Here is a 19,843-nt window from a genome sequence, read left to right as displayed (position 1 = left end):
TAGTTAATTAAAGCGCCTTATAATTAAAGTCCCTTCTCCTTGGCTTCATCCCACCAGAGGTCTAACTGTTGTAGATCGTATGTTGCCCACTCTTTACCAGAAGCGAGTACCTGATCTTCAACATAGTTAAAGCGACGTTCGAACTTACTGTTGGTTTCGCGAACTGCTGTTTCAGGATCTACATCGAGCTTACGAGCCAGATTGGCCATAGCAAAGATAAGATCGCCTAACTCTTCACGCACTTCTTGGGAGTTACCAATAGCCATCGCTTCACGAAGCTCGAGCAACTCCTCTTCAATTTTATCTAAAACACCTGAGGCGTCATCCCAATCAAAACCCACCTTAGAAGCGCGTTTTGTAAGCTTTACAGCACGCGACATAGCTGGGAGTGAGAGTGGAATCTCATCAAGTATGCGAGCACGCTCTTTTTTGTCACGCTCTTGCTGTTTTATCGCTTCCCACTGCTGATTTACAGCGCTAACCTCAATGGCGACGTCACTGCTATCTGCATAGAGTTCCCCTGTAGGAAAAACATGCGGGTGGCGACGAACCAACTTCTCGCACAAACCTTGTATCACAGTGTCCATGTTAAAGCGGCCATCTTCACGACCTAGCTGAGTATAGAAAACAACCTGAAACAACAGGTCCCCTAACTCATCCTCAAGATGACTCCAGTCCTCTCGCTCAATCGTATCGGCAACCTCATAGGCCTCTTCGAGCGTATGAGGAACAATCGTGGCGTAGGTCTGCTCAAGATCCCAAGGACATCCACCCTCAGGAGAACGTAGTCGCTCCATAAGGTAGATAAGATCCTTGAGTGTATAGTTAGCCATTAATGCGCTCCCGACCGTTCACGACGTACGTCACTTACGTTAGGGATCTGATTAATGCGATCCATCACTTTGCCTAGTTTATCAAGTCGACTGATCTCTAATGTCAGTGCAAGGTTGGCTTGGTTATTGTGCTTATCCGTCAACGTATTAGCTGCGAGCACGTTGATTCGCTCGTTTGCTAACACAATCATGACATCACGCAGAAGACCAGAACGGTCATAAGCTTCTATAACAATATCTACCGGGTATGTAATTTCAGCCTGATCATCCCAATCCACTTGGATAATTCGGTTAGGCTCTTTCTCACGGAGTCGTTGGAGATCACGACAATCTTCACGGTGTATCGATACACCACGGCCTTGGGTAACAAAGCCAATAATCTCATCGCCAGGCACAGGCTTACAGCAGCTCGCGTATTGGGTCAGCAGGTTACCAACACCCAGAACCTGCACTCCTGAAGAGTTAGCAGCTTTCGAACTCGTTGATTTGTCATGCGTAGCAGGCACATTGAGATCGAGCTGGGAGTCACGCTGTGCCTCCTCTTCTCTAGCTTGAGCAGCAGATATGATTTGCGCTATACGAAGGTCCCCCGCACCCAAAGCCGCATACATATCATCGGCACTCTTGTGGCGCAGGCGCTTAGCAATTGAGGACAAATCAGCATCAGCTACATTGAGAGCAAGACGTTTAAACTCTCGAATAATGATGTCACGACCGGCATCAGCATTCTGATCTTTTGCTTGAGTTTTGAACCAATGGGCGATTTTCGCACGCGCTTTCGAGGTGGTGACATAACCCAAGTTTGAGTTGAGCCAGTCACGACTTGGTCTCTCCTCTTGGGTGGTCATAATCTCAACCTGATCGCCCGTCTTTAATGGGCGGTTTAGCGGAACGATACGACCCGATACGCGCGCTCCACGACAACGATGTCCTATTTCAGTATGGACACGGTATGCAAAATCAACAGGTGTAGCGCCAACAGGGAGATCGATAACGTGACCATCAGGTGTAAATACATAGACACGATCTTGAGTCACATCAGAGTGCAGCATCTCACCAAGGGTTTCGGTATCACCCAGATCCTCATGCCACTCAAGTACCTGACGTAGCCAGGAGATCTTCTCTTCATAGCCATCCGAGCGAGAGCGAGTATCTGTACCTTTATAAAGGTGGTGGGCACATACACCTAACTCAGCCTCATCGTGCATAGCAAAGGTTCGAATCTGGATCTCGAGCGCCTGTGACCCTGGACCGAAAACAGCGGTATGCAACGAGCGATAGCCGTTTGGTTTAGGTGACGCGATATAGTCATCAAACTCGTGTGGGATATTACGCCAAGCACCATGCACAATACCGAGCACCGTATAGCAATCACGAATTTCTGGAACCAGAATACGCACGGCGCGCACATCATATACCTGGCTAAAATCGATGTTCTTACGATGCATCTTTCGCCAGATACTGTAGATATGCTTCGCCCTACCCGAAACTTCACCCTCGATATCCGCCTCTTTAAGTTTATCCTTAAGGAGTGATACCACATCTGAGATGTACTGCTGGCGATCTAGACGTTTCTCTGCAAGAAGCTTAGCGATGCCTTTGTAGTCATTTGGCTTAAGGTAGCGGAAGGATAGATCTTCCAGCTCCCACTTGATATGACCTATGCCCAATCGATGTGCCAGCGGGGCATAGATATCAAATACTTCACGGGCAACAATAAAGCGCTTACGACGATCTGCGTCTTTGACGGCACGAATAGCACAGGTACGTTCAGCCAATTTGATCAGCGCTACACGTACATCATCGATCATGGCTACAAGCATCTTACGGACGTTATCCGTCTGACTTGCGCCACTACCGAGTACATCATCTTCACCACGAGGATTTTTACGAGTGCCAATAGCGGCCATCTGCAACACACCATCAATTAGGTGTGCAACCTCTTTGCCGAAACGGTTTTTGATACGTTCGAGGGGAATACGACGCTCACGCACTGCACGGTAAAGTAGCGCAGCTAATAGCGTCTCTTCGGTCTGTTGAAGATCGACTAGAATCTGGACCATCTCAAGCCCAGTAACAAAAGCATTCTGACCAGGAGCCCAGGCCTCACCTGCTTCACTCTCTTCAGCTAGAGATGACTCTACAAGTGAACAGGCTGATCTAAAGCGCTCTTCATCTTCAAAACTAAAATCATCTGGAAGGCGGTCAATCCAAAGATCTAAATCGACCGAGCCATCCTGACGTATTGGTTGCTCTTCGCGAACCTTAACCATTCTTGGCTACTCCTAACAACACCGAGTAGCGGACTCAAACTACAGTCCAACTCTGAATAACGTGTAACGAGTAAAACGTTATTTTGAAAAAACACCTGTGGAGAGATAACGATCACCACGGTCACAAATAATGGCCACAATCACCGAATCGTTAACCGTTTCAGCTAGACGCAATGCGCCAGCAACTGAACCACCTGACGAGACGCCACAAAAGATTCCCTCTTCACGCGCCAGACGACGCATTGTATCTTCCGCCTCTTTCTGAGAGACATCAAGTACCTGATCGACACGGCTCTCTTCGAAAATTGTTGGTAGATACTCTTTAGGCCAACGACGAATTCCTGGGATTTGTGAACCTTCAGATGGCTGCAATCCTACAATTTGTATTGCAGGGTTCTTCTCTTTCAGAAAACGTGAAGTGCCCATAATGGTACCCGTGGTACCCATCGAACTGACAAAGTGGGTGACTTCACCCTGGGTTTGCTGCCAAATCTCTGGACCGGTTGTGCGGTAGTGCGCCTCTGGGTTATCCATATTACCAAACTGGTTAAGCACCTTACCTTCACCGCGCGCTTGCATTGCATCCGCAAGATCGCGAGCACCTTCCATACCTTGAGCCTGCGTCACTTCGATCAGCTCAGCGCCATAGGCACTCATCGCTGACTTACGTTCTTCACTCATGTTATTTGGCATGATCAATTTGAGTGTGTAACCCTTGATTGCAGCTGCCATTGCTAGGGCTATACCGGTATTACCTGACGTCGCCTCAATCAACGTGTCACCTGGCTTAATATCACCACGCTCTTCAGCTAGCTCTATCATACTGAGCGCAGGACGATCCTTTACGGAACCAGCAGGGTTATTGCCTTCCAATTTGAGGAGAATGATATTGTTGTTAGCCGCTTCAATACGCTGAAGCCGAACGAGTGGAGTATTGCCAACGCACTGTGCAATAGTTGGGTAATCGCTGCTTTTCATATCAAAATCTTATATGTGTAAATACTTTTATAGCTATTTTATCAGTATGTAGTGGGCAAAGCTTGATATTAATGCCCCTCACCTACCGCCTGAGCAACTACATAATTTTGCTCATCACTGTAGCTTATGAACCAATCACTAATACCCAGCTTATCAGAGACTTCCTGAGCACCACCTGAAAGCTCAATATAAGGCTGACCAGTCTCGCGCTTCATTAGCTCAATATCTTGAAAACTAACACCACGACCAATACCGGTACCCAGTGCTTTAGATACCGCCTCTTTGACTGCAAAACGTTTCGCTAAGAAGCGTGCGGGCTGTTTCGAAACACGAAACTCCAGCTGCTCACGATCATTTAAGATGCGTGCGGCAAAGCCATCTGTGCGAGTAAGAGCAGACTCGATACGATCTATCTGAACAATATCGAGGCCAATCCCTTTAATCACAACGACTCCGCCATCGCTCGTGCATTTAGCATTAGGTCTCGCATTTCACGAACCGCTTGATCCAAACCAGTAAATAGCGCTCTAGCAATAATGGCATGACCGATATTAAGCTCGTTCAACTCTGGAATAGCAGCGATCGGTTCAACGTTCTGGTAGTGCAGACCGTGACCCGCATTAACAATTAGACCAATTGAAAATGCATACTCAGCGGCTGCCTTGATACGCTCAAATTCAGCCAATTGTTCTGCGCCTTCACTGTCTGCATATGCACCTGTATGCAGTTCAATCGCTGGTGCACCACAGCGCTTAGCGGCATCAATCTGCTGGTTATCTGGATCGATAAAGAGAGAGACCTCTACACCCACTGAAGCTAGGCGCTGACAGGCTTTAGCAATGTTTTGTTCATTACCAATCACATCTAAACCACCCTCAGTGGTGAGCTCTTCACGTTTTTCTGGAACTAAACAGGCGTGTGCAGGCTTAATCTCTTCAGCAAAGGAGACCATCTCGTCAGTCACAGCCATCTCGAAGTTCATTCGAGTCTGCAGCGTTTGCGCAAGCAGGCGAATATCGCGGTCCTGAATATGGCGACGATCCTCACGAAGGTGAACAGTGATACCGTCAGCACCAGCATGCTCTGCAATCGATGCAGCATAAACTGGATCTGGGTATTGAGTGCCACGTGCTTGGCGAAGTGTTGCGATGTGATCAATATTTACACCGAGCAGAATGCGGTTTGGATGTAGCACCTAGTTATCTCCTGTGACTTCTCTTACTCGCGGTTTGAACAACTCGCGAGCTCTTAATGGGCGATCACCCAACTGTTCCTGTATTAATGCCCGCATCAGTTTTTTAGCGGCACGTTTAGTCGTTGCTTCAGTATACTCGCCAATCTCAATGGCGCGAAGCTGCTCTCCCGTATAGTGAGCCGAAGAACTATCAAGTGCGACCCTTAGCCCTAAACCAGCGTCATAACGATAGTAGGCTTCGCTACACCCTGATAGATCGACCCAGATCCCAAGCTCTTTTAAAAGCTTCTGCTCGAATATACGCAAAGTCTCCTCAATTGAAGCACCCGAACGCAATTCATTTAACAGATAACGGTAATAGAGAAAAAGTTGCGGTATGGGTTCTGCTGGGTGCAGTAATCGCTCTAGAAGCTCATTGGCATAGAGACCACATAAAAGTGCATCACCTGCTAAAGTAGGCAAAACCTCAACAGACTCTGCTTGGTTGAGGGTCTTTAAGTCTGATCGACCAGAAAAACGGATAGAGAGTGCGTTGAATGGCTGCAGAGTATGACGCAGCTGGGAACCAGGGCGCCTAGCACCTCTAGCAACAACAGAAATTTTTCCAAATTCAAGCGTCAGTAAATCTACGAGTGCGCTGGTTTCGCGATAGGGTCTAACGTGCAGCACATAGGCTGCAACTTGATCCGGATAAGCGGCCATTAATTAGTCGTTACGGTAGCCTAAACTAGCAAGGGCACGCTCATTATCAGCCCAACCACGCTTAACTTTAACCCAAAGATTAAGCATCACTTTGGCGTCGAACATCTTCTCCATGTCCAAGCGCGCATCACGGCCAATCACTTTGATACGCTCACCTTTATCGCCGATCACGATGCGTTTTTGTCCCTCACGCTCAACAAGAATGAGAGCACTGATGGTCAATAGACCACGTTCGTCTTGGGTGAACTCTTCGATCTCAACAGTTGTACCGTAAGGAACTTCATCTCCGAGGTTACGCATCAGTTTCTCGCGCACTAATTCAGAAGCGACAAAGCGCGAGCTGCGATCGGTGATCTGATCTTCAGGATAGAAGTGCATCCCTTCAGGCATGTAGCTCTCTACTGCAGATTCAAGTTGATCAACGTTATGCCCTTTGTGTGCCGAGATAGGAATGATCTGATCAAACTCACGCTTGGTGTTCAACGACTCAATCCAAGGCAATAAACTCTCTTTTTCCTTAAGAATGTCGACTTTATTGACAGCCAAAATCACCGGACATTTAACATGTTCAAGCTTCTCAAGGACGATCTGATCCTCATCTGTCCAGGCGGTGCGATCGACAATAAAGACCACAAGATCAACATGACGCAGCGCTTCACTGGCAGCTTTATTCATGTAGCGGTTGAGTGCATTACCGCCCGTGTCATTGTGCAACCCAGGTGTATCCACATAGATAACCTGCAACTCATCTTCGGTTTTGATACCTAGAATTTGGTGGCGTGTTGTTTGCGGCTTTTTAGATGTGATACTGAGCTTTTGCCCAAGAATTCTATTAAGCAGGGTACTTTTACCAACGTTAGGTCGACCAACGATAGCCACATAACCACAACGAGTTTGATTATCCATACCTATTTCACATCCAGGGCTTTAAGCGCTGCTTTTGCAGCCTCTTGTTCAGCTTGGCGACGACTGCTTCCAACACCTTTGGTTGGTGTACTTAGCAGAGCCACGTTACAGCTAATAAAGAAAGTTTGATCATGTGCATCACCCTCTACCTTATCGAGCTGATACTCTGGCAGAGGTTTACGACGCGATTGTAAAAACTCTTGAAGGCGCGTTTTAGAATCTTTAATGGAAGTTTGCAGATCCAACTCGTCTAAACGCTTCTCAAAATGGGCAAGGACAAATGAAGCAGCTTCATCGAAGCCAACATCTTCGTGAATAGATCCGATAATAGCTTCAACTGCATCTGCAAGAATAGAGTCCCGACGGTAACCACCGCTTTTCAACTCGCCAGAGCCAAGACGCAAGTAATCACCCAATCCCCACTCACGACCAATCACGGCAAGTGTTTCACCTTTAACGAGCTTGGCACGCAGCCTGCTCATCTCACCCTCTTTAGCCTCTGGAAACTTATGAAATAGCGCGTTAGCTATAACAAAGTTAAGAATCGAGTCACCTAGATACTCGAGACGCTCATTATTGCGCTTGCCACAACTTCTGTGAGTTAGCGCAAGTTCAAGCAGGGTTACATCTTTGAAGGTGTACCCTAGGGTTCGATAAAGTTCAGTTACTGGTCGGATCAAGGTTTAGTCGCTTTAAACTCTTCTTTAAACATCACAACGGCATCAATGTTAAAAAACATTGGGACGCGCACTTCATAGTCGAGCAAGAATGTAAGTTCACTCTCGTTCTGAATAATTTGTAGGGAATCACGATCCGGCAACTTGACCTGATTGATTGTGAAACGACGCTCGATATCACGACGAATTTCAGCGTTGGGTTTGGCAAGCTCTGTTGGATCCACAGATACAGATTGAACAACAGACTTAACCGTCTCGTGAGTGGTATAGGGGCTGAAAAGTTTCATCCCCATGCTAAATACGACACCCCCTAAAAAGAGGAGTACCATTAGCGCTAAACCACCTATACCTTTTTGGCTATTTCGATTCATCACGACCTCCAGAAGGTTTCGTTATTGGATCGATCGCATTACCGTGAAATCAGGAATGCTAAGAAGTTGCTGCCAGTGCATCCAGACACTTACCGCTTTACCAACGATTAGCTCATCAGGAACAAAACCCCAGTAACGACTGTCGTTACTGTTATCACGGTTATCACCCATCATAAAGTAGTGACCTTCAGGCACCTTCCATCCACCAGACATAACAGGCGCCTGAGTATCACGGTAGATCTCATGTTCAACGCCTGAAAGATTCTCATTAACCAACAGACGCTTAGGTTCAACTGGCGGCATCTGTGCCAACAGGGTTTGTGCCTGCAGCTCACCGTTTACAAACAGCATTTTGTCTTTGTAAACAATCTCATCACCAGGCAGACCGATCACACGTTTAATATAGTAGATGCTTGGATTTTTTGGATATTTAAACACCATCACATCACCACGCTGTGGTTCGTTGTTATCTAGAAACTTGATATTGCCAACCGGTGTGCGCAGCCCGTAGTGATATTTATTTACCAGAATGAAGTCACCAACCTTTAGGGTAGGCAACATTGAACCTGAAGGAATTTGGAAGGGTTCATAGATGAAAGAGCGCAATACAAGCACTGCAGCTAATACAGGAAAAACTGAACTCGAAAACTCAGCCCAGTAAGGTTTAGCCACTTCACCGCCTAAGCTGTTATCACCTAAAGCGCCATCTTTTCGATTGCGTTTAGAAGCGAAGAAGAGAAGATCAACGGCCCAAAGAATACCGGTAACCAGCGTGACAACAACTAGGATTAGCGCAAAATCAAAATTCATATCTATTAGCCATCTACTTTAAGAACTGCAAGGAAGGCGTCCTGAGGAATCTCCACGCGACCGACCTGCTTCATGCGTTTCTTACCCGCTTTCTGTTTCTCAAGAAGCTTCTTCTTACGACTCACGTCACCACCATAACACTTCGCTAGTACGTTCTTACGAAGAGCTTTGACGGTTGTACGGGCAATAATCTTTCCACCCAGCGCCGCTTGAATGGCAACATCAAACATCTGACGTGGAATAAGGTCTTTCATTTTTTCACAAAGAAGACGGCCGCGGTACATCGAGTTATCTCTGTGCAAGATAACCGCAAGTGCGTCTACTTTCTCATTGTTAATTAGGATATCCATGCGAACCAACTTAGCAGCTTCAAAGCGAACAAAGTTGTACTCAAGCGATGCATAACCACGGCTGACAGACTTCAGACGATCAAAGAAGTCGAGGACCACTTCCGCCATCGGTAGTTCATACTGAAGCTGTACCTGCTTGCCGACGAAGAGCATGTTTTTCTGCACGCCACGCTTCTCTACACAGAGACCTATTACCTGGCCTAGATAGTCCTGTGGCACTAGAATATTCGCTACAACGATAGGCTCACGCATCTCGCGAATGCCGCCTGGATCCGGCAGTTTTGATGGACTATCTATGTGGATCACGTCGCCGTTATTCATCTCTACTTCGTACACTACGGTGGGAGCAGTGGTGATGAGGTCAATATCGTACTCACGCTCAAGACGTTCCTGGATGATCTCCATATGTAGCATGCCTAAGAAGCCACAACGGAAGCCAAAGCCCAGAGCATCAGATGTCTCTGGCTCGAAGAACAGCGAAGCATCGTTGAGCGTCAGTTTATCAAGCGCTTCACGGAAATCTTCATAGTCATCTGAGCTCGTTGGGAAGAGACCTGCGTAGACTTGCGGCTGCACCTTTTTGAAACCAGGTAGCGCATCTACGTCAGGGGTCTTCTGGTGCGTCAGCGTATCACCGACAGGGGCACCATGAATGTCTTTAATACCTGCGACTACAAAACCTACTTCGCCCGCCTGTAGAAGATCAGTCGTTGTCTGTTTTGGAGTAAATACACCGACCATCTCGGCCAAGTAACTCTGACCGGTCGATTTAACTAAGATTTTATCTTTACGACGCAGAGTACCCTGAGTAACACGCACCAATGACACGACGCCAAGATAGTTATCAAACCATGAGTCGATAATAAGCGCTTGCAATGGTGCTTCACGATCACCCTTAGGTGGTGGAATAGCGGTAATTAACTCTTCGAGAACATCTTCAACACCCATGCCTGTCTTAGCTGAACAAGGCACTGCATGCGATGCATCGATACCAATAACTTCTTCAATCTCTTGGCGGACAACTTCAGGTTGCGCCTGTGGCAAATCCATCTTGTTCAAGACTGGAAGTACTTCAAGACCTTGCTCAATCGCTGTATAACAGTTTGCAACAGACTGAGCTTCAACACCTTGCGCAGCATCCACAACAAGAAGCGCACCTTCACAGGCGTAAAGTGAACGAGATACTTCGTAAGAGAAGTCTACGTGTCCTGGCGTGTCGATAAAGTTTAGCTGGTAAGTTTTACCATCACGCGCAGTGTAATTCAGCGTCACGCTTTGAGCTTTGATTGTGATACCACGCTCACGTTCGATATCCATCGAATCGAGGACTTGCGCAGCCATTTCACGGTCAGAAAGACCACCACAAATTTGGATAATACGATCAGCTAAAGTCGACTTACCGTGGTCGATATGGGCGATGATACTGAAGTTACGTATGTGATCTAAATTACTCACTCGGATAAGAACCTTTAGAGATGCAAGCACTAAATAAATTAAGGGCGTGATTCTACTAGAAATCACGCCCTATAGATAGAAACGGTAGCAGTTAGCTAACGCAAGATTTATTCAACTCGAATCGCCATAAAGACTGGGTTACCAGCACGCAGCACACGAACCGGAACAGGTTTGTTAGAAGGCAGATCGGCCACAACCGAACTCAGTGTTTCAACCGAATCTATTTCGCTACCCGCCAGCGAGGTTATAACGTCACCTTGACGAATACCTGCGTTCGCAGCAGGACCACTAGAGACCTGCTCAACGAATACCCCAGAAGAGACGCCTAAACGTTCAGATAACTGTGAATCTAAATCACGAACATTTAACCCCAGGCTCTTTGTCGCTTTAGGCTCTGGCGGATTGGCAGAACTCGCGAGCACCTCTTGTGATGGCAACTCACCGATCTCAACCGTCATAACTTTGTGTTTGCCGGCACGGAATATCTCTACCTTCGCTTTCTCACCTGGCGCTACACGACCAACCTGAGCTGGCAATTCAGAAGAGAGACCAATTTCACGACCGTTAAACTTCAAAATAACGTCACCCGCTTCAAAACCTGCAGCCAGTGCTGGGCTATCCGGCATAACCTGCGCCACTAATGCACCCGCTGGTTTATCTAGACCAAAGGACTCTGCCAAATCGCGCGTCACCTCTTGAATACCAACGCCCAACCAACCACGGGTAACAGATCCCTTCTCTTTCAGCTGATCTGCAACTTCCATAGCCACATCAATTGGAATCGAGAAAGAGACACCCATAAATCCACCAGAACGGGTGTAGATCTGTGAGTTAATACCCACAATCTCACCATCCATATTAAATAGCGGACCACCCGAGTTTCCTGGGTTTATGGCTACATCTGTTTGAATGAATGGTACATATGAGTCGCCTGGCAAAGAGCGCTCTTTAGCACTCACGATCCCTGCAGTCACTGTTGAATCGAAACCAAAGGGGCTACCTATCGCAAGCACCCACTCACCCACCTCAAGGTCAGCGGAGCTACCAATTTTAAGCGCTGGAAGATCCGATGCATCTACTTTAAGAAGGGCGACATCTGAGCGCTTATCCGAACCAATAATCTTGGCCTCTATTTCACGACGATCATTGAGTCGCACTAACACCTGATCGGCCTGATCAATTACGTGATGATTGGTCAAAATATAACCATCGGCAGATATGATAAAGCCAGAGCCTAAGGATTGCGGATGGGTTCTAGGCTGGTCCGGGTTTTGAAAACCTCGGAAGAAATCCCTGAACATCTCAGGAATCTGCTCACCATTTGGGCCTTGCATCTGCATTTCGCTATTCGGTTTTACATTTTGAATAGAGCTAATGTTAACAACCGACGGGGATAGATCTTTAACGAGCTGGGTAAAGTTCGGCAAATCCTTTGCCCAACCGATAGAAGATACAAACAGCGTTACTATAAATATTGATGATCGAAAAAGGGACATAACAACTTCCTCAATGTTTCAAATAAGGGAGAAAAATCTCCAACTTAATCAGTGAAGCAGTTGTGGACGTAAGTCACCCGCTGCAACACCTTTGCGGCCGAGAGCTCTGGTAAATAGCAGCCCGACACTGAAACCAAGGATAGCGCTGAGTATCTGAAAAATTTCTGAAAAACCAAAAATAGATATTAGGATTGGGGAGAGAATTAAACCTAAAAGCGGTAATAGGTAGAGTATGAGAGAAGCTTTCACTAAAGCCCCCTCTTCAAGACCCACTGTGACAGTTTGGCCAGGAGAGACAATTAGGTTGTTGGGATTATCAACTTCAACTGTGACACGTTTGGAAGGGAACCAGTCGTTAATCCGCTTTTGACCACAGCCATCAGCGGAGGCACAAGCAGCACAAGCGCTGCGGCGATCAACTTCTATCCAAACACGCGATCCATCGACTTGAGAGACTAGAGCTGTTTCTTCGATCATTTAAAGTGATTTGTGTACCACGCTAGCAGCCACGCGATCGGCGTCACTCAAAGTAAGATCACCAACTACAGAGACGAAGTATTGATCAACTGCGCGACCTACAGCAACAACACCCTGTTCAACAAAGGCACCCTCTGCTGGAGAAGCTTCCGTCAGCGGTTTAACAACCACAGTCAGCGATTGATTACCCTTTTTGAATAGAATCGCTTGAGAATCCTGCGCTACACGATCGGATACCTTCTCAAAACCTGCTGGCAGCCAATCAACCTGCCACTCAGCATTAGAGCCAGCAAGAAGCGCCTTATGCTCATCTATCTGACCACGCAACCCTTCTGAGAGTCGAATGACCTCTAGAGATGGAGCCGAATCATTTATAGTTTCAGCACCCGAAAGAGATGTACGCATCAGGCTAGAGTTACTGTTTGAACGCTCAATAACACCGCTCTGGCTCAACGTATTCACATCCGTGAAATTACTGTTGTTAAGACCGATCATGACAGCAAGTGTGAGCGATGCTGCAAGCCCCATGCTGGTAAGTGATGTCCACTTAGAACGTGGAGTCTCTGAAACTTCACGTTGCTCTGTCTCAGTGATTGCAGCCATTACGCCTGCAGAGATATCGATTGTTGAGCTAACATTTTGCTCACGCATCAACGTACGAGCAAGGTGGTAACGACGCCAGGTATCAGCATCTTCACTATTTTCATCGCAACGCTTAAGCGTACGACGCAATTCGAACTCATTAAGTTCAGAATCCATTAGTGCAGATAAATTTTCCGTATTGGTCGCCATCTTAGGTCCTCAACGCTCTCAATTATTGGAGAGCAACGGTTTCAATTCATTATCAATCGCTTCACGAGCTCGATGAATTCTTGAACGAACAGTGCCAATTGGACACCCCATCACTTCAGCAATTTCATCGTAACTCATCCCCTCAAGCTCCCTCAGTTGCAATGCAACTCGAAGCTCTTCAGGAAGATTCTCGAGGGTTCTATTCATCACCTCGAGCATCTCATCTCGATACAGATTATTTTCTGGCGTATCGAGATCTGTTAACTCAGCTACAGAATCAAGATCATCTAAATCTACATCTGTGCCAGGTGGGCGCTTACTTTTCGATACTAGGTAATTCTTTGCCGTATTAATGGCGATTCGATACAACCAAGTATAGAAGGCGCTCTCACCTCTAAAATTCGCTAGGGCCTTGTAGGCCTTGATGAACGCTTCCTGTGCCACGTCATGTGATTCACTATGATCATGTACATAACGCTGAACCAACCCAATAATCTTGTGCTGGTAGCGTTTAACAAGTAGATCAAACGCACGCTGATCCCCTGCTTGAACACGTTCAACCAGCATCTGATCAGTAATTTTGTGGCTCGAATCCGTCACACCGTTTCCTATAGTTGCCGAAGATCGGCTAGAGGCATACAGTATCGGGGTTATTGCCGCGTAATTTCAACCTAATCAGTGCCTTACACCTACTAAGATTGTATTTTTTCGAAAAAGTTCCCGAGTATTTCGACTTTTTTTAAAAAAACCTTACGTAAAGCTTAATCTCTTCGCATAATAGAGCCCCAATTCACGGAAGTATTGATAACTAAATGGCAAGATTTGAATCAGATGTTTTGATCATAGGAAGTGGCGCAGCAGGTCTGACAGCAGCACTCAACCTTCCATCACATCTAAGGGTACAAGTTTTAAGTAAAGGGAAGCTTGAACAGGGTGCTACCTGGTATGCGCAAGGTGGTATTGCGGGCGTTTTCTCGGATGAAGATCGCTCTGAAAATCATATTCAAGATACACTGGTTGCCGGCGCACAACTTAGCCATCATGACTCCGTTGAACACACCGTAAAAGATGGCCCAAAGAGTATTCAGTGGCTCATCAACCAGGGCGTACCCTTTACAAAAGAGGATGACCACTACCACCTCACGCAAGAAGGTGGGCACTCTCATCGACGCATCCTTCACTCAGCTGATGCTACAGGCCAAGCAATCCAACAAACTCTAATTCAACAGGCAAAAGCAGCTAGTAATATAGAGCTTTTTGAAGATCGTATCGCCGTCGATCTCATTACCCGCCGCAAGCTTGGTCTTGGTAAAAACGCCTGTATTGGCGCCTATATCCATAACCAAGCGACAGGTCAGGTAGATCTATTCCTAGCTAAAAGCGTCATATTAGCGACTGGCGGTGCCTCGAAGGCCTACCTCTATACTACGAACCCAGATGGAGCAGCATCCGGTGATGGTATTGCCATGGCTTGGCGTGCAGGCTGCCGGGTCGCAAATATGGAGTTCAACCAATTCCATCCCACTTGCCTCTACCATCCAAAAGCGAAAGCGTTTTTGATTTCGGAGGCGGTACGTGGTGAAGGCGGCCTATTGAAACTTCCTGACGGTTCTCGTTTCATGCACCTATTTGATGAGCGAGCAGAGCTAGCGCCACGAGACATAGTGGCACGCACTATCGACCATGAGATGAAACGTATCGGCTGTGAGTACGTACACCTAGATATTTCTCATAAGCCTGCAGAGTTTATTAAAGAGCACTTTCCTACTATCTATAGTCGCTGTTTAGAGCTCGGCATAGACATAACGAAAGAGCCGATCCCTGTCGTTCCAGCAGCACATTACACCTGTGGTGGCGTTATGACCGATATTGACGGCAAAACAGATATTGATGGCCTCTACGCAGTCGGAGAAACATCTTTTACAGGGCTTCATGGTGCCAACCGCCTGGCATCTAACTCTCTGCTTGAGTGTGTCGTATACGGTTCATCAGCAGCCAAGCGCATCGCTGAAGAGTTAGCTAAGAGCGAGATCATTTTTCCGGATGTCCCGGCATGGGATGAGACTCAGGTAACAGATTCAGATGAGGATGTTGTGATCTCACACAACTGGGATGAATTGAGACGTTTCATGTGGGACTACGTTGGTATTGTAAGGAGTGATAAGCGTTTAGAACGCGCCCAACACCGCGTTGAACTACTTAAAAAAGAGATAAACGACTATTACAGCAACTACAAAGTAGGTAAGTACTTAATTGAACTTCGAAACTTAGTGACAGTTGCAGAGCTAATTATTCGCTGCGCGATGGCTCGTACGGAATCGCGCGGTCTGCACTATACAATCGATTACCCAGAGAGTTCACCAGACCTATACGACACTGTCTTAGTGCCTGAAAATTACATCTGGCCTGTCAGCTCTTGATCAAACAGTGGGGATAGCTTCGCCAACACCTGAAGCTTTCTCCACTCATTATCAGAACAACAAAAACGCCAACAAAAAATCCAATCTGATTGGTACCTGCCCAACACTCTAACCCTTAGAGCCACCAACCAGGGTAAGCGTATAACCTGCTCTAAGGCTTCAACCTGAGCGGCCACCCCTTTCTGATCAAAAAGAACAACTGAGGATGAAACGGGATTCCAGGTAAGCTCGAGATATCGACTGCGCCCAATCGGATAAAGAAGATAGATGAGTGTTGCGAATGCTACGATCACAACGAGTGAAAATAGAGCAACTGATGATAGTAAATAAACAGCAGTGATAGTTACTATCAGAGCGAGTAAAGAGACTCGCTCTATGGGTGGACTTTGTAGCTGGAACTTACTTGGACTGAACAAAGGCCAAGACCATTTTCACTGCCTTAGCCAATTCCGGGTCTTCAGGCACACCACGCTGCATAAACCAAATAAATAGATCCTGGTCTTCACACTCAAGAAGTTTAACGAAGCGATCCTTATCATCATCTTCTAAACCACGAAAAGCCTTCTCCATAAAGGGAACAAACAGGACATCCAACTCCAACATCCCACGCCTAGCTTGCCACGTTAAACGACGAATAGCCTCTTCGCTGTACACCACACATACTCCATTAAAGGTGATTTTCAAGAGGTGTGAAGTGTAGTCTAAAACTGGTGGATTCACCATTAGCTGTTGGGATGGTTGTGTATTGGTGACAGGATTTATCCTGTCATCTGCTGGTGCAGTTGGCAGAGCCTCCCTACTTCGCTCGGACGTAGGAGCGCATTAACGCGAAGCGGAAACAAAACTGATCAATCAGTTTTGAACAGCTTTAGCTGGCCCGAAGGGCGAGGGTTTTACCCGAGTAACCCGCGATCACCGCGCAGCGGTGTATAAAAATGATGGACTGGCGCCAAGTTTGTCTAACGGAGTGGGCAATGACCTACAATGATCAGAACCTATGGTTCTGACCCTACGGGCGTTGGCATAGCCAACGTCCAAACCTGCTCTTGCAGAGCATCGGTTTGTCACATGGACCCGTTGTAGTGCAGAGTGGGGCATTGCCCATGATAAACAAAAAACCCCAGGACCTTTCGGTACTGGGGTTCTTTGTTTATTAGGTGCCTGGCAATGACCTACTCTCACATGGGGAAACCCCACACTACCATCGGCGATGACACGTTTCACGACTGAGTTCGGGATGGGATCAGGTGGTTCCATGTCTCTATTGTCACCAGGCAAAACTGGTTGGTTACCGCTTTCACGTTAACCTTGAAACTGTAATCAATTGTCTGTATCGATCATACAAGCTACAACCGGATCGATCTGATCTTGCGATCTTACGTTACCATTCAGCTGTTCATCTGATGTTATGCACTCAGACAGCTTTGGCGTTATATGGTCAAGCCTCACGAGCAATTAGTACTGGTTAGCTCAACGCCTCACAACGCTTACACACCCAGCCTATCAACGTCCTAGTCTTGAACGGCTCTTTAGGGGGCTCAAGGCCCCAGTGAGATCTCATCTTGAAGGAGGCTTCCCGCTTAGATGCTTTCAGCGGTTATCCCGTCCGAACGTAGCTACCCGGCAATGCTTCTGGCGAAACAACCGGAACACCAGAGGTTCGTTCACTCCGGTCCTCTCGTACTAGGAGCAACTCTTCTCAAATCTCAAACGCCCACGGCAGATAGGGACCGAACTGTCTCACGACGTTCTAAACCCAGCTCGCGTACCACTTTAAATGGCGAACAGCCATACCCTTGGGACCGGCTTCAGCCCCAGGATGTGATGAGCCGACATCGAGGTGCCAAACACCGCCGTCGATGTGAACTCTTGGGCGGTATCAGCCTGTTATCCCCGGAGTACCTTTTATCCGTTGAGCGATGGCCCTTCCATACAGAACCACCGGATCACTAGAACCTACTTTCGTACCTGCTCCACGTGTCTGTGTCGCAGTCAAGCACCCTTATACTCTTGCGCTCATTGCATGATTTCCGACCATGCTGAGGGTACCTTCGTGCTCCTCCGTTACTCTTTGGGAGGAGACCGCCCCAGTCAAACTACCCACCACACACTGTCCTCGATCCGGATTACGGACCAGAGTTAGAACCTCAACATTACCAGGCTGGTATTTCAAGATTGGCTCCACTCGAACTGGCGTCCAAGTTTCAAAGCCTCCCAGCTATCCTACACAAGTAAGGTCAAAGTCCAGTGTGAAGCTATAGTAAAGGTTCACGGGGTCTTTCCGTCTAGCCGCGGGTACGCTGCATCTTCACAGCGAGTTCAATTTCACTGAGTCTCGGGTGGAGACAGTGTGGCCATCGTTACGCCATTCGTGCAGGTCGGAACTTACCCGACAAGGAATTTCGCTACCTTAGGACCGTTATAGTTACGGCCGCCGTTTACTTGGGCTTCGATCAAGAGCTTCGCTTACGCTAACCCCATCAATTAACCTTCAAGCACCGGGCAGGCGTCACACCCTATACGTCCACTTTCGTGTTTGCAGAGTGCTGTGTTTTTAATAAACAGTCGCAGCCACCTGGTATCTTCGACCGGCCTCAGCTTAGGGAGCAAGTCCCATCACCAAAACCGGCGCACCTTCTCCCGAAGTTACGGTGCCATTTTGCCTAGTTCCTTCACCCGAGTTCTCTCAAGCGCCTTGGTATTCTCAACCTGACCACCTGTGTCGGTTTGGGGTACGATCCCACATAACCTGAAGCTTAGAGGATTTTCCTGGAAGCTTGGTATCAACTACTTCATCGCATATAGCGACTCGTCATCAGATCTCAGTCTTAGAAGGACCCGGATTTGCCTAAGCCCTAAACCTACATCCTTAAACACGGACAACCAACGCCGTGCTAGCCTAACCTTCTCCGTCCCCCCATCGCAGTTATGTGAGGTGCAGGAATATTAACCTGCTTCCCATCGACTACGCTTTTCAGCCTCGCCTTAGGGGTCGACTCACCCTACCCCGATTAACGTTGGATAGGAACCCTTGGTCTTCCGGCGGGGGAGTTTTTCACTCCCCTTATCGTTACTTATGTCAACATTCGCACTTCTGATACCTCCAGCCTGCCTTACAGCTTGACCTTCAACGGCTTACAGAACGCTCCTCTACCATGCTTTACAGCATCCGCAGCTTCGGTCTCTAGTTTGAGCCCCGTTATATCTTCCGCGCAGGCCGACTCGACTAGTGAGCTATTACGCTTTCTTTAAAGGGTGGCTGCTTCTAAGCCAACCTCCTAGCTGTCTAAGCCTTCCCACATCGTTTCCCACTTAACTAGAAGTTTGGGACCTTAGCTGGCGGTCTGGGTTGTTTCCCTTTTCACGACGGACGTTAGCACCCGCCGTGTGTCTCCCATGATTGCACTCTTGGGTATTCGGAGTTTGCATCGGGTTGGTAAGTCGGGATGACCCCCTAGCCGAAACAGTGCTCTACCCCCCAAGGTGAGACATGAGGCGCTACCTAAATAGCTTTCGAGGAGAACCAGCTATCTCCGAGCTTGATTAGCCTTTCACTCCGATCCACAGGTCATCCGCTAACTTTTCAACGGTAGTCGGTTCGGTCCTCCAGTTGATGTTACTCAACCTTCAACCTGCCCATGGATAGATCGCCCGGTTTCGGGTCTACTCCCAGCAACTATACGCCCTATTAAGACTCGGTTTCCCTACGCCTCCCCTATTCGGTTAAGCTTGCTACTGAAAGTAAGTCGTTGACCCATTATACAAAAGGTACGCAGTCACCGAACTAAGTCGGCTCCCACTGCTTGTACGTACACGGTTTCAGGGTCTATTTCACTCCCCTCACAGGGGTTCTTTTCGCCTTTCCCTCACGGTACTGGTTCACTATCGGTCAGTCAGGAGTATTTAGCCTTGGAGGATGGTCCCCCCATATTCAGACAGGATAACACGTGTCCCGTCCTACTCGATTTCACTTAAAAGGCAGTTTCGTGTACGGGGCTATCACCCACTATGGCCGCACTTTCCAGAGCGTTCCACTACCACCAATCAAGCTTAAGGGCTGGTCCCCGTTCGCTCGCCGCTACTAAGGGAATCTCGGTTGATTTCTTTT

The 19,843-nt window shown here is 47.6% G+C and carries 17 protein-coding genes and 2 rRNA genes (1 of these 19 running past the window's edge); 1 reads left to right on the top strand and 18 read right to left on the bottom strand.

The window, feature by feature from the left end; genetic code table 11:
- Positions 1-23 precede the first annotated feature (23 nt).
- From mazG to rpoE, 15 genes are all read right to left on the bottom strand, one after another.
- On the bottom strand, positions 24-833 hold the full coding sequence (gene mazG / locus HH196_RS00865; protein WP_169450220.1) for a nucleoside triphosphate pyrophosphohydrolase: 810 nt from the start codon (positions 831-833) through the stop codon (positions 24-26).
- Entirely contained in the window at positions 833-3,106 is a 2,274-nt protein-coding gene (relA, locus tag HH196_RS00860; protein ID WP_169450219.1) for a GTP diphosphokinase, read from the bottom strand. The genes mazG and relA overlap by 1 nt, the downstream gene beginning before the upstream one ends.
- A 78-nt stretch (positions 3,107-3,184) precedes the next feature.
- Complete coding sequence (gene cysM / locus HH196_RS00855; RefSeq protein ID WP_169450218.1) at positions 3,185-4,084, bottom strand: cysteine synthase CysM; 900 nt, start codon at positions 4,082-4,084, stop codon at positions 3,185-3,187.
- Between the two features lie 68 nt (positions 4,085-4,152).
- On the bottom strand, positions 4,153-4,530 hold the full coding sequence (gene acpS, locus HH196_RS00850) for a holo-ACP synthase (protein WP_169450217.1): 378 nt from the start codon (positions 4,528-4,530) through the stop codon (positions 4,153-4,155).
- The gene (pdxJ, locus tag HH196_RS00845) at positions 4,527-5,279 is read right to left on the bottom strand and encodes a pyridoxine 5'-phosphate synthase (RefSeq protein ID WP_169450216.1); all 753 of its coding nucleotides are present in this window, start codon (positions 5,277-5,279) and stop codon (positions 4,527-4,529) included. Before pdxJ ends, acpS begins: the two co-directional genes overlap by 4 nt.
- Complete coding sequence (gene recO, locus HH196_RS00840; protein WP_169450215.1) at positions 5,280-5,981, bottom strand: DNA repair protein RecO; 702 nt, start codon at positions 5,979-5,981, stop codon at positions 5,280-5,282.
- A gap of 3 nt (positions 5,982-5,984) precedes the next feature.
- The gene (gene era / locus HH196_RS00835) at positions 5,985-6,887 is read right to left on the bottom strand and encodes a GTPase Era (protein WP_169450214.1); all 903 of its coding nucleotides are present in this window, start codon (positions 6,885-6,887) and stop codon (positions 5,985-5,987) included.
- Between the two features lie 2 nt (positions 6,888-6,889).
- Positions 6,890-7,567 carry a ribonuclease III gene (rnc, locus tag HH196_RS00830; protein WP_169450213.1) on the bottom strand — a complete coding sequence of 226 codons (678 nt, stop codon included), beginning with the start codon at positions 7,565-7,567 and terminating at the stop codon, positions 6,890-6,892.
- Complete coding sequence (locus tag HH196_RS00825) at positions 7,564-7,935, bottom strand: DUF4845 domain-containing protein (protein WP_169450212.1); 372 nt, start codon at positions 7,933-7,935, stop codon at positions 7,564-7,566. Before HH196_RS00825 ends, rnc begins: the two co-directional genes overlap by 4 nt.
- Before the next feature lie 21 nt (positions 7,936-7,956).
- Positions 7,957-8,745, bottom strand: a complete 789-nt coding sequence (gene lepB, locus HH196_RS00820; RefSeq protein WP_169450211.1) for a signal peptidase I — start codon at positions 8,743-8,745, stop codon at positions 7,957-7,959.
- Positions 8,746-8,750: 5 nt separating this feature from the next.
- Positions 8,751-10,550: a translation elongation factor 4 gene (gene lepA, locus HH196_RS00815; RefSeq protein ID WP_169450210.1), complete on the bottom strand. Its 1,800-nt coding sequence runs from the start codon at positions 10,548-10,550 to the stop codon at positions 8,751-8,753.
- A gap of 107 nt (positions 10,551-10,657) precedes the next feature.
- Positions 10,658-12,046, bottom strand: a complete 1,389-nt coding sequence (locus HH196_RS00810; protein ID WP_169450209.1) for a DegQ family serine endoprotease — start codon at positions 12,044-12,046, stop codon at positions 10,658-10,660.
- Positions 12,047-12,094: 48 nt separating this feature from the next.
- Positions 12,095-12,523, bottom strand: coding sequence for a SoxR reducing system RseC family protein (locus tag HH196_RS00805; protein WP_169450208.1), 429 nt, complete (start codon positions 12,521-12,523; stop codon positions 12,095-12,097).
- On the bottom strand, positions 12,524-13,315 hold the full coding sequence (locus tag HH196_RS00800; RefSeq protein WP_169450207.1) for a MucB/RseB C-terminal domain-containing protein: 792 nt from the start codon (positions 13,313-13,315) through the stop codon (positions 12,524-12,526).
- A gap of 18 nt (positions 13,316-13,333) precedes the next feature.
- Positions 13,334-13,882 (bottom strand): RNA polymerase sigma factor RpoE, encoded by a 549-nt coding sequence (gene rpoE, locus HH196_RS00795; RefSeq protein ID WP_248276908.1) that lies wholly within the window; start codon positions 13,880-13,882, stop codon positions 13,334-13,336.
- Between the two features lie 245 nt (positions 13,883-14,127).
- On the opposite strand from rpoE, the gene nadB reads away from it, so the two are divergent.
- Positions 14,128-15,735 carry an L-aspartate oxidase gene (gene nadB, locus HH196_RS00790; protein WP_169450205.1) on the top strand — a complete coding sequence of 536 codons (1,608 nt, stop codon included), beginning with the start codon at positions 14,128-14,130 and terminating at the stop codon, positions 15,733-15,735.
- Between the two features lie 399 nt (positions 15,736-16,134).
- On the opposite strand, the gene HH196_RS11530 is transcribed toward nadB, so the two are convergent.
- From HH196_RS11530 to HH196_RS00775, 3 genes are all read right to left on the bottom strand, one after another.
- The gene (locus tag HH196_RS11530) at positions 16,135-16,338 is read right to left on the bottom strand and encodes a succinate dehydrogenase assembly factor 2 (protein ID WP_248276907.1); all 204 of its coding nucleotides are present in this window, start codon (positions 16,336-16,338) and stop codon (positions 16,135-16,137) included.
- Between the two features lie 556 nt (positions 16,339-16,894).
- Positions 16,895-17,010, bottom strand: a 5S ribosomal RNA gene (rrf, locus tag HH196_RS00780).
- 159 nt (positions 17,011-17,169) lie between these two features.
- Positions 17,170-19,843, bottom strand: a 23S ribosomal RNA gene (locus tag HH196_RS00775); it runs 213 nt beyond the window's last position.

It is taken from the genome of Marinobacterium sp. LSUCC0821, assembly GCF_012848475.1.
Lineage (GTDB): Bacteria > Pseudomonadota > Gammaproteobacteria > Pseudomonadales > Balneatricaceae > Marinobacterium_E.
The sequence above is the reverse complement of the archived record's forward strand: the minus strand, read 5'-3'. Positions and strand labels throughout refer to the sequence as shown.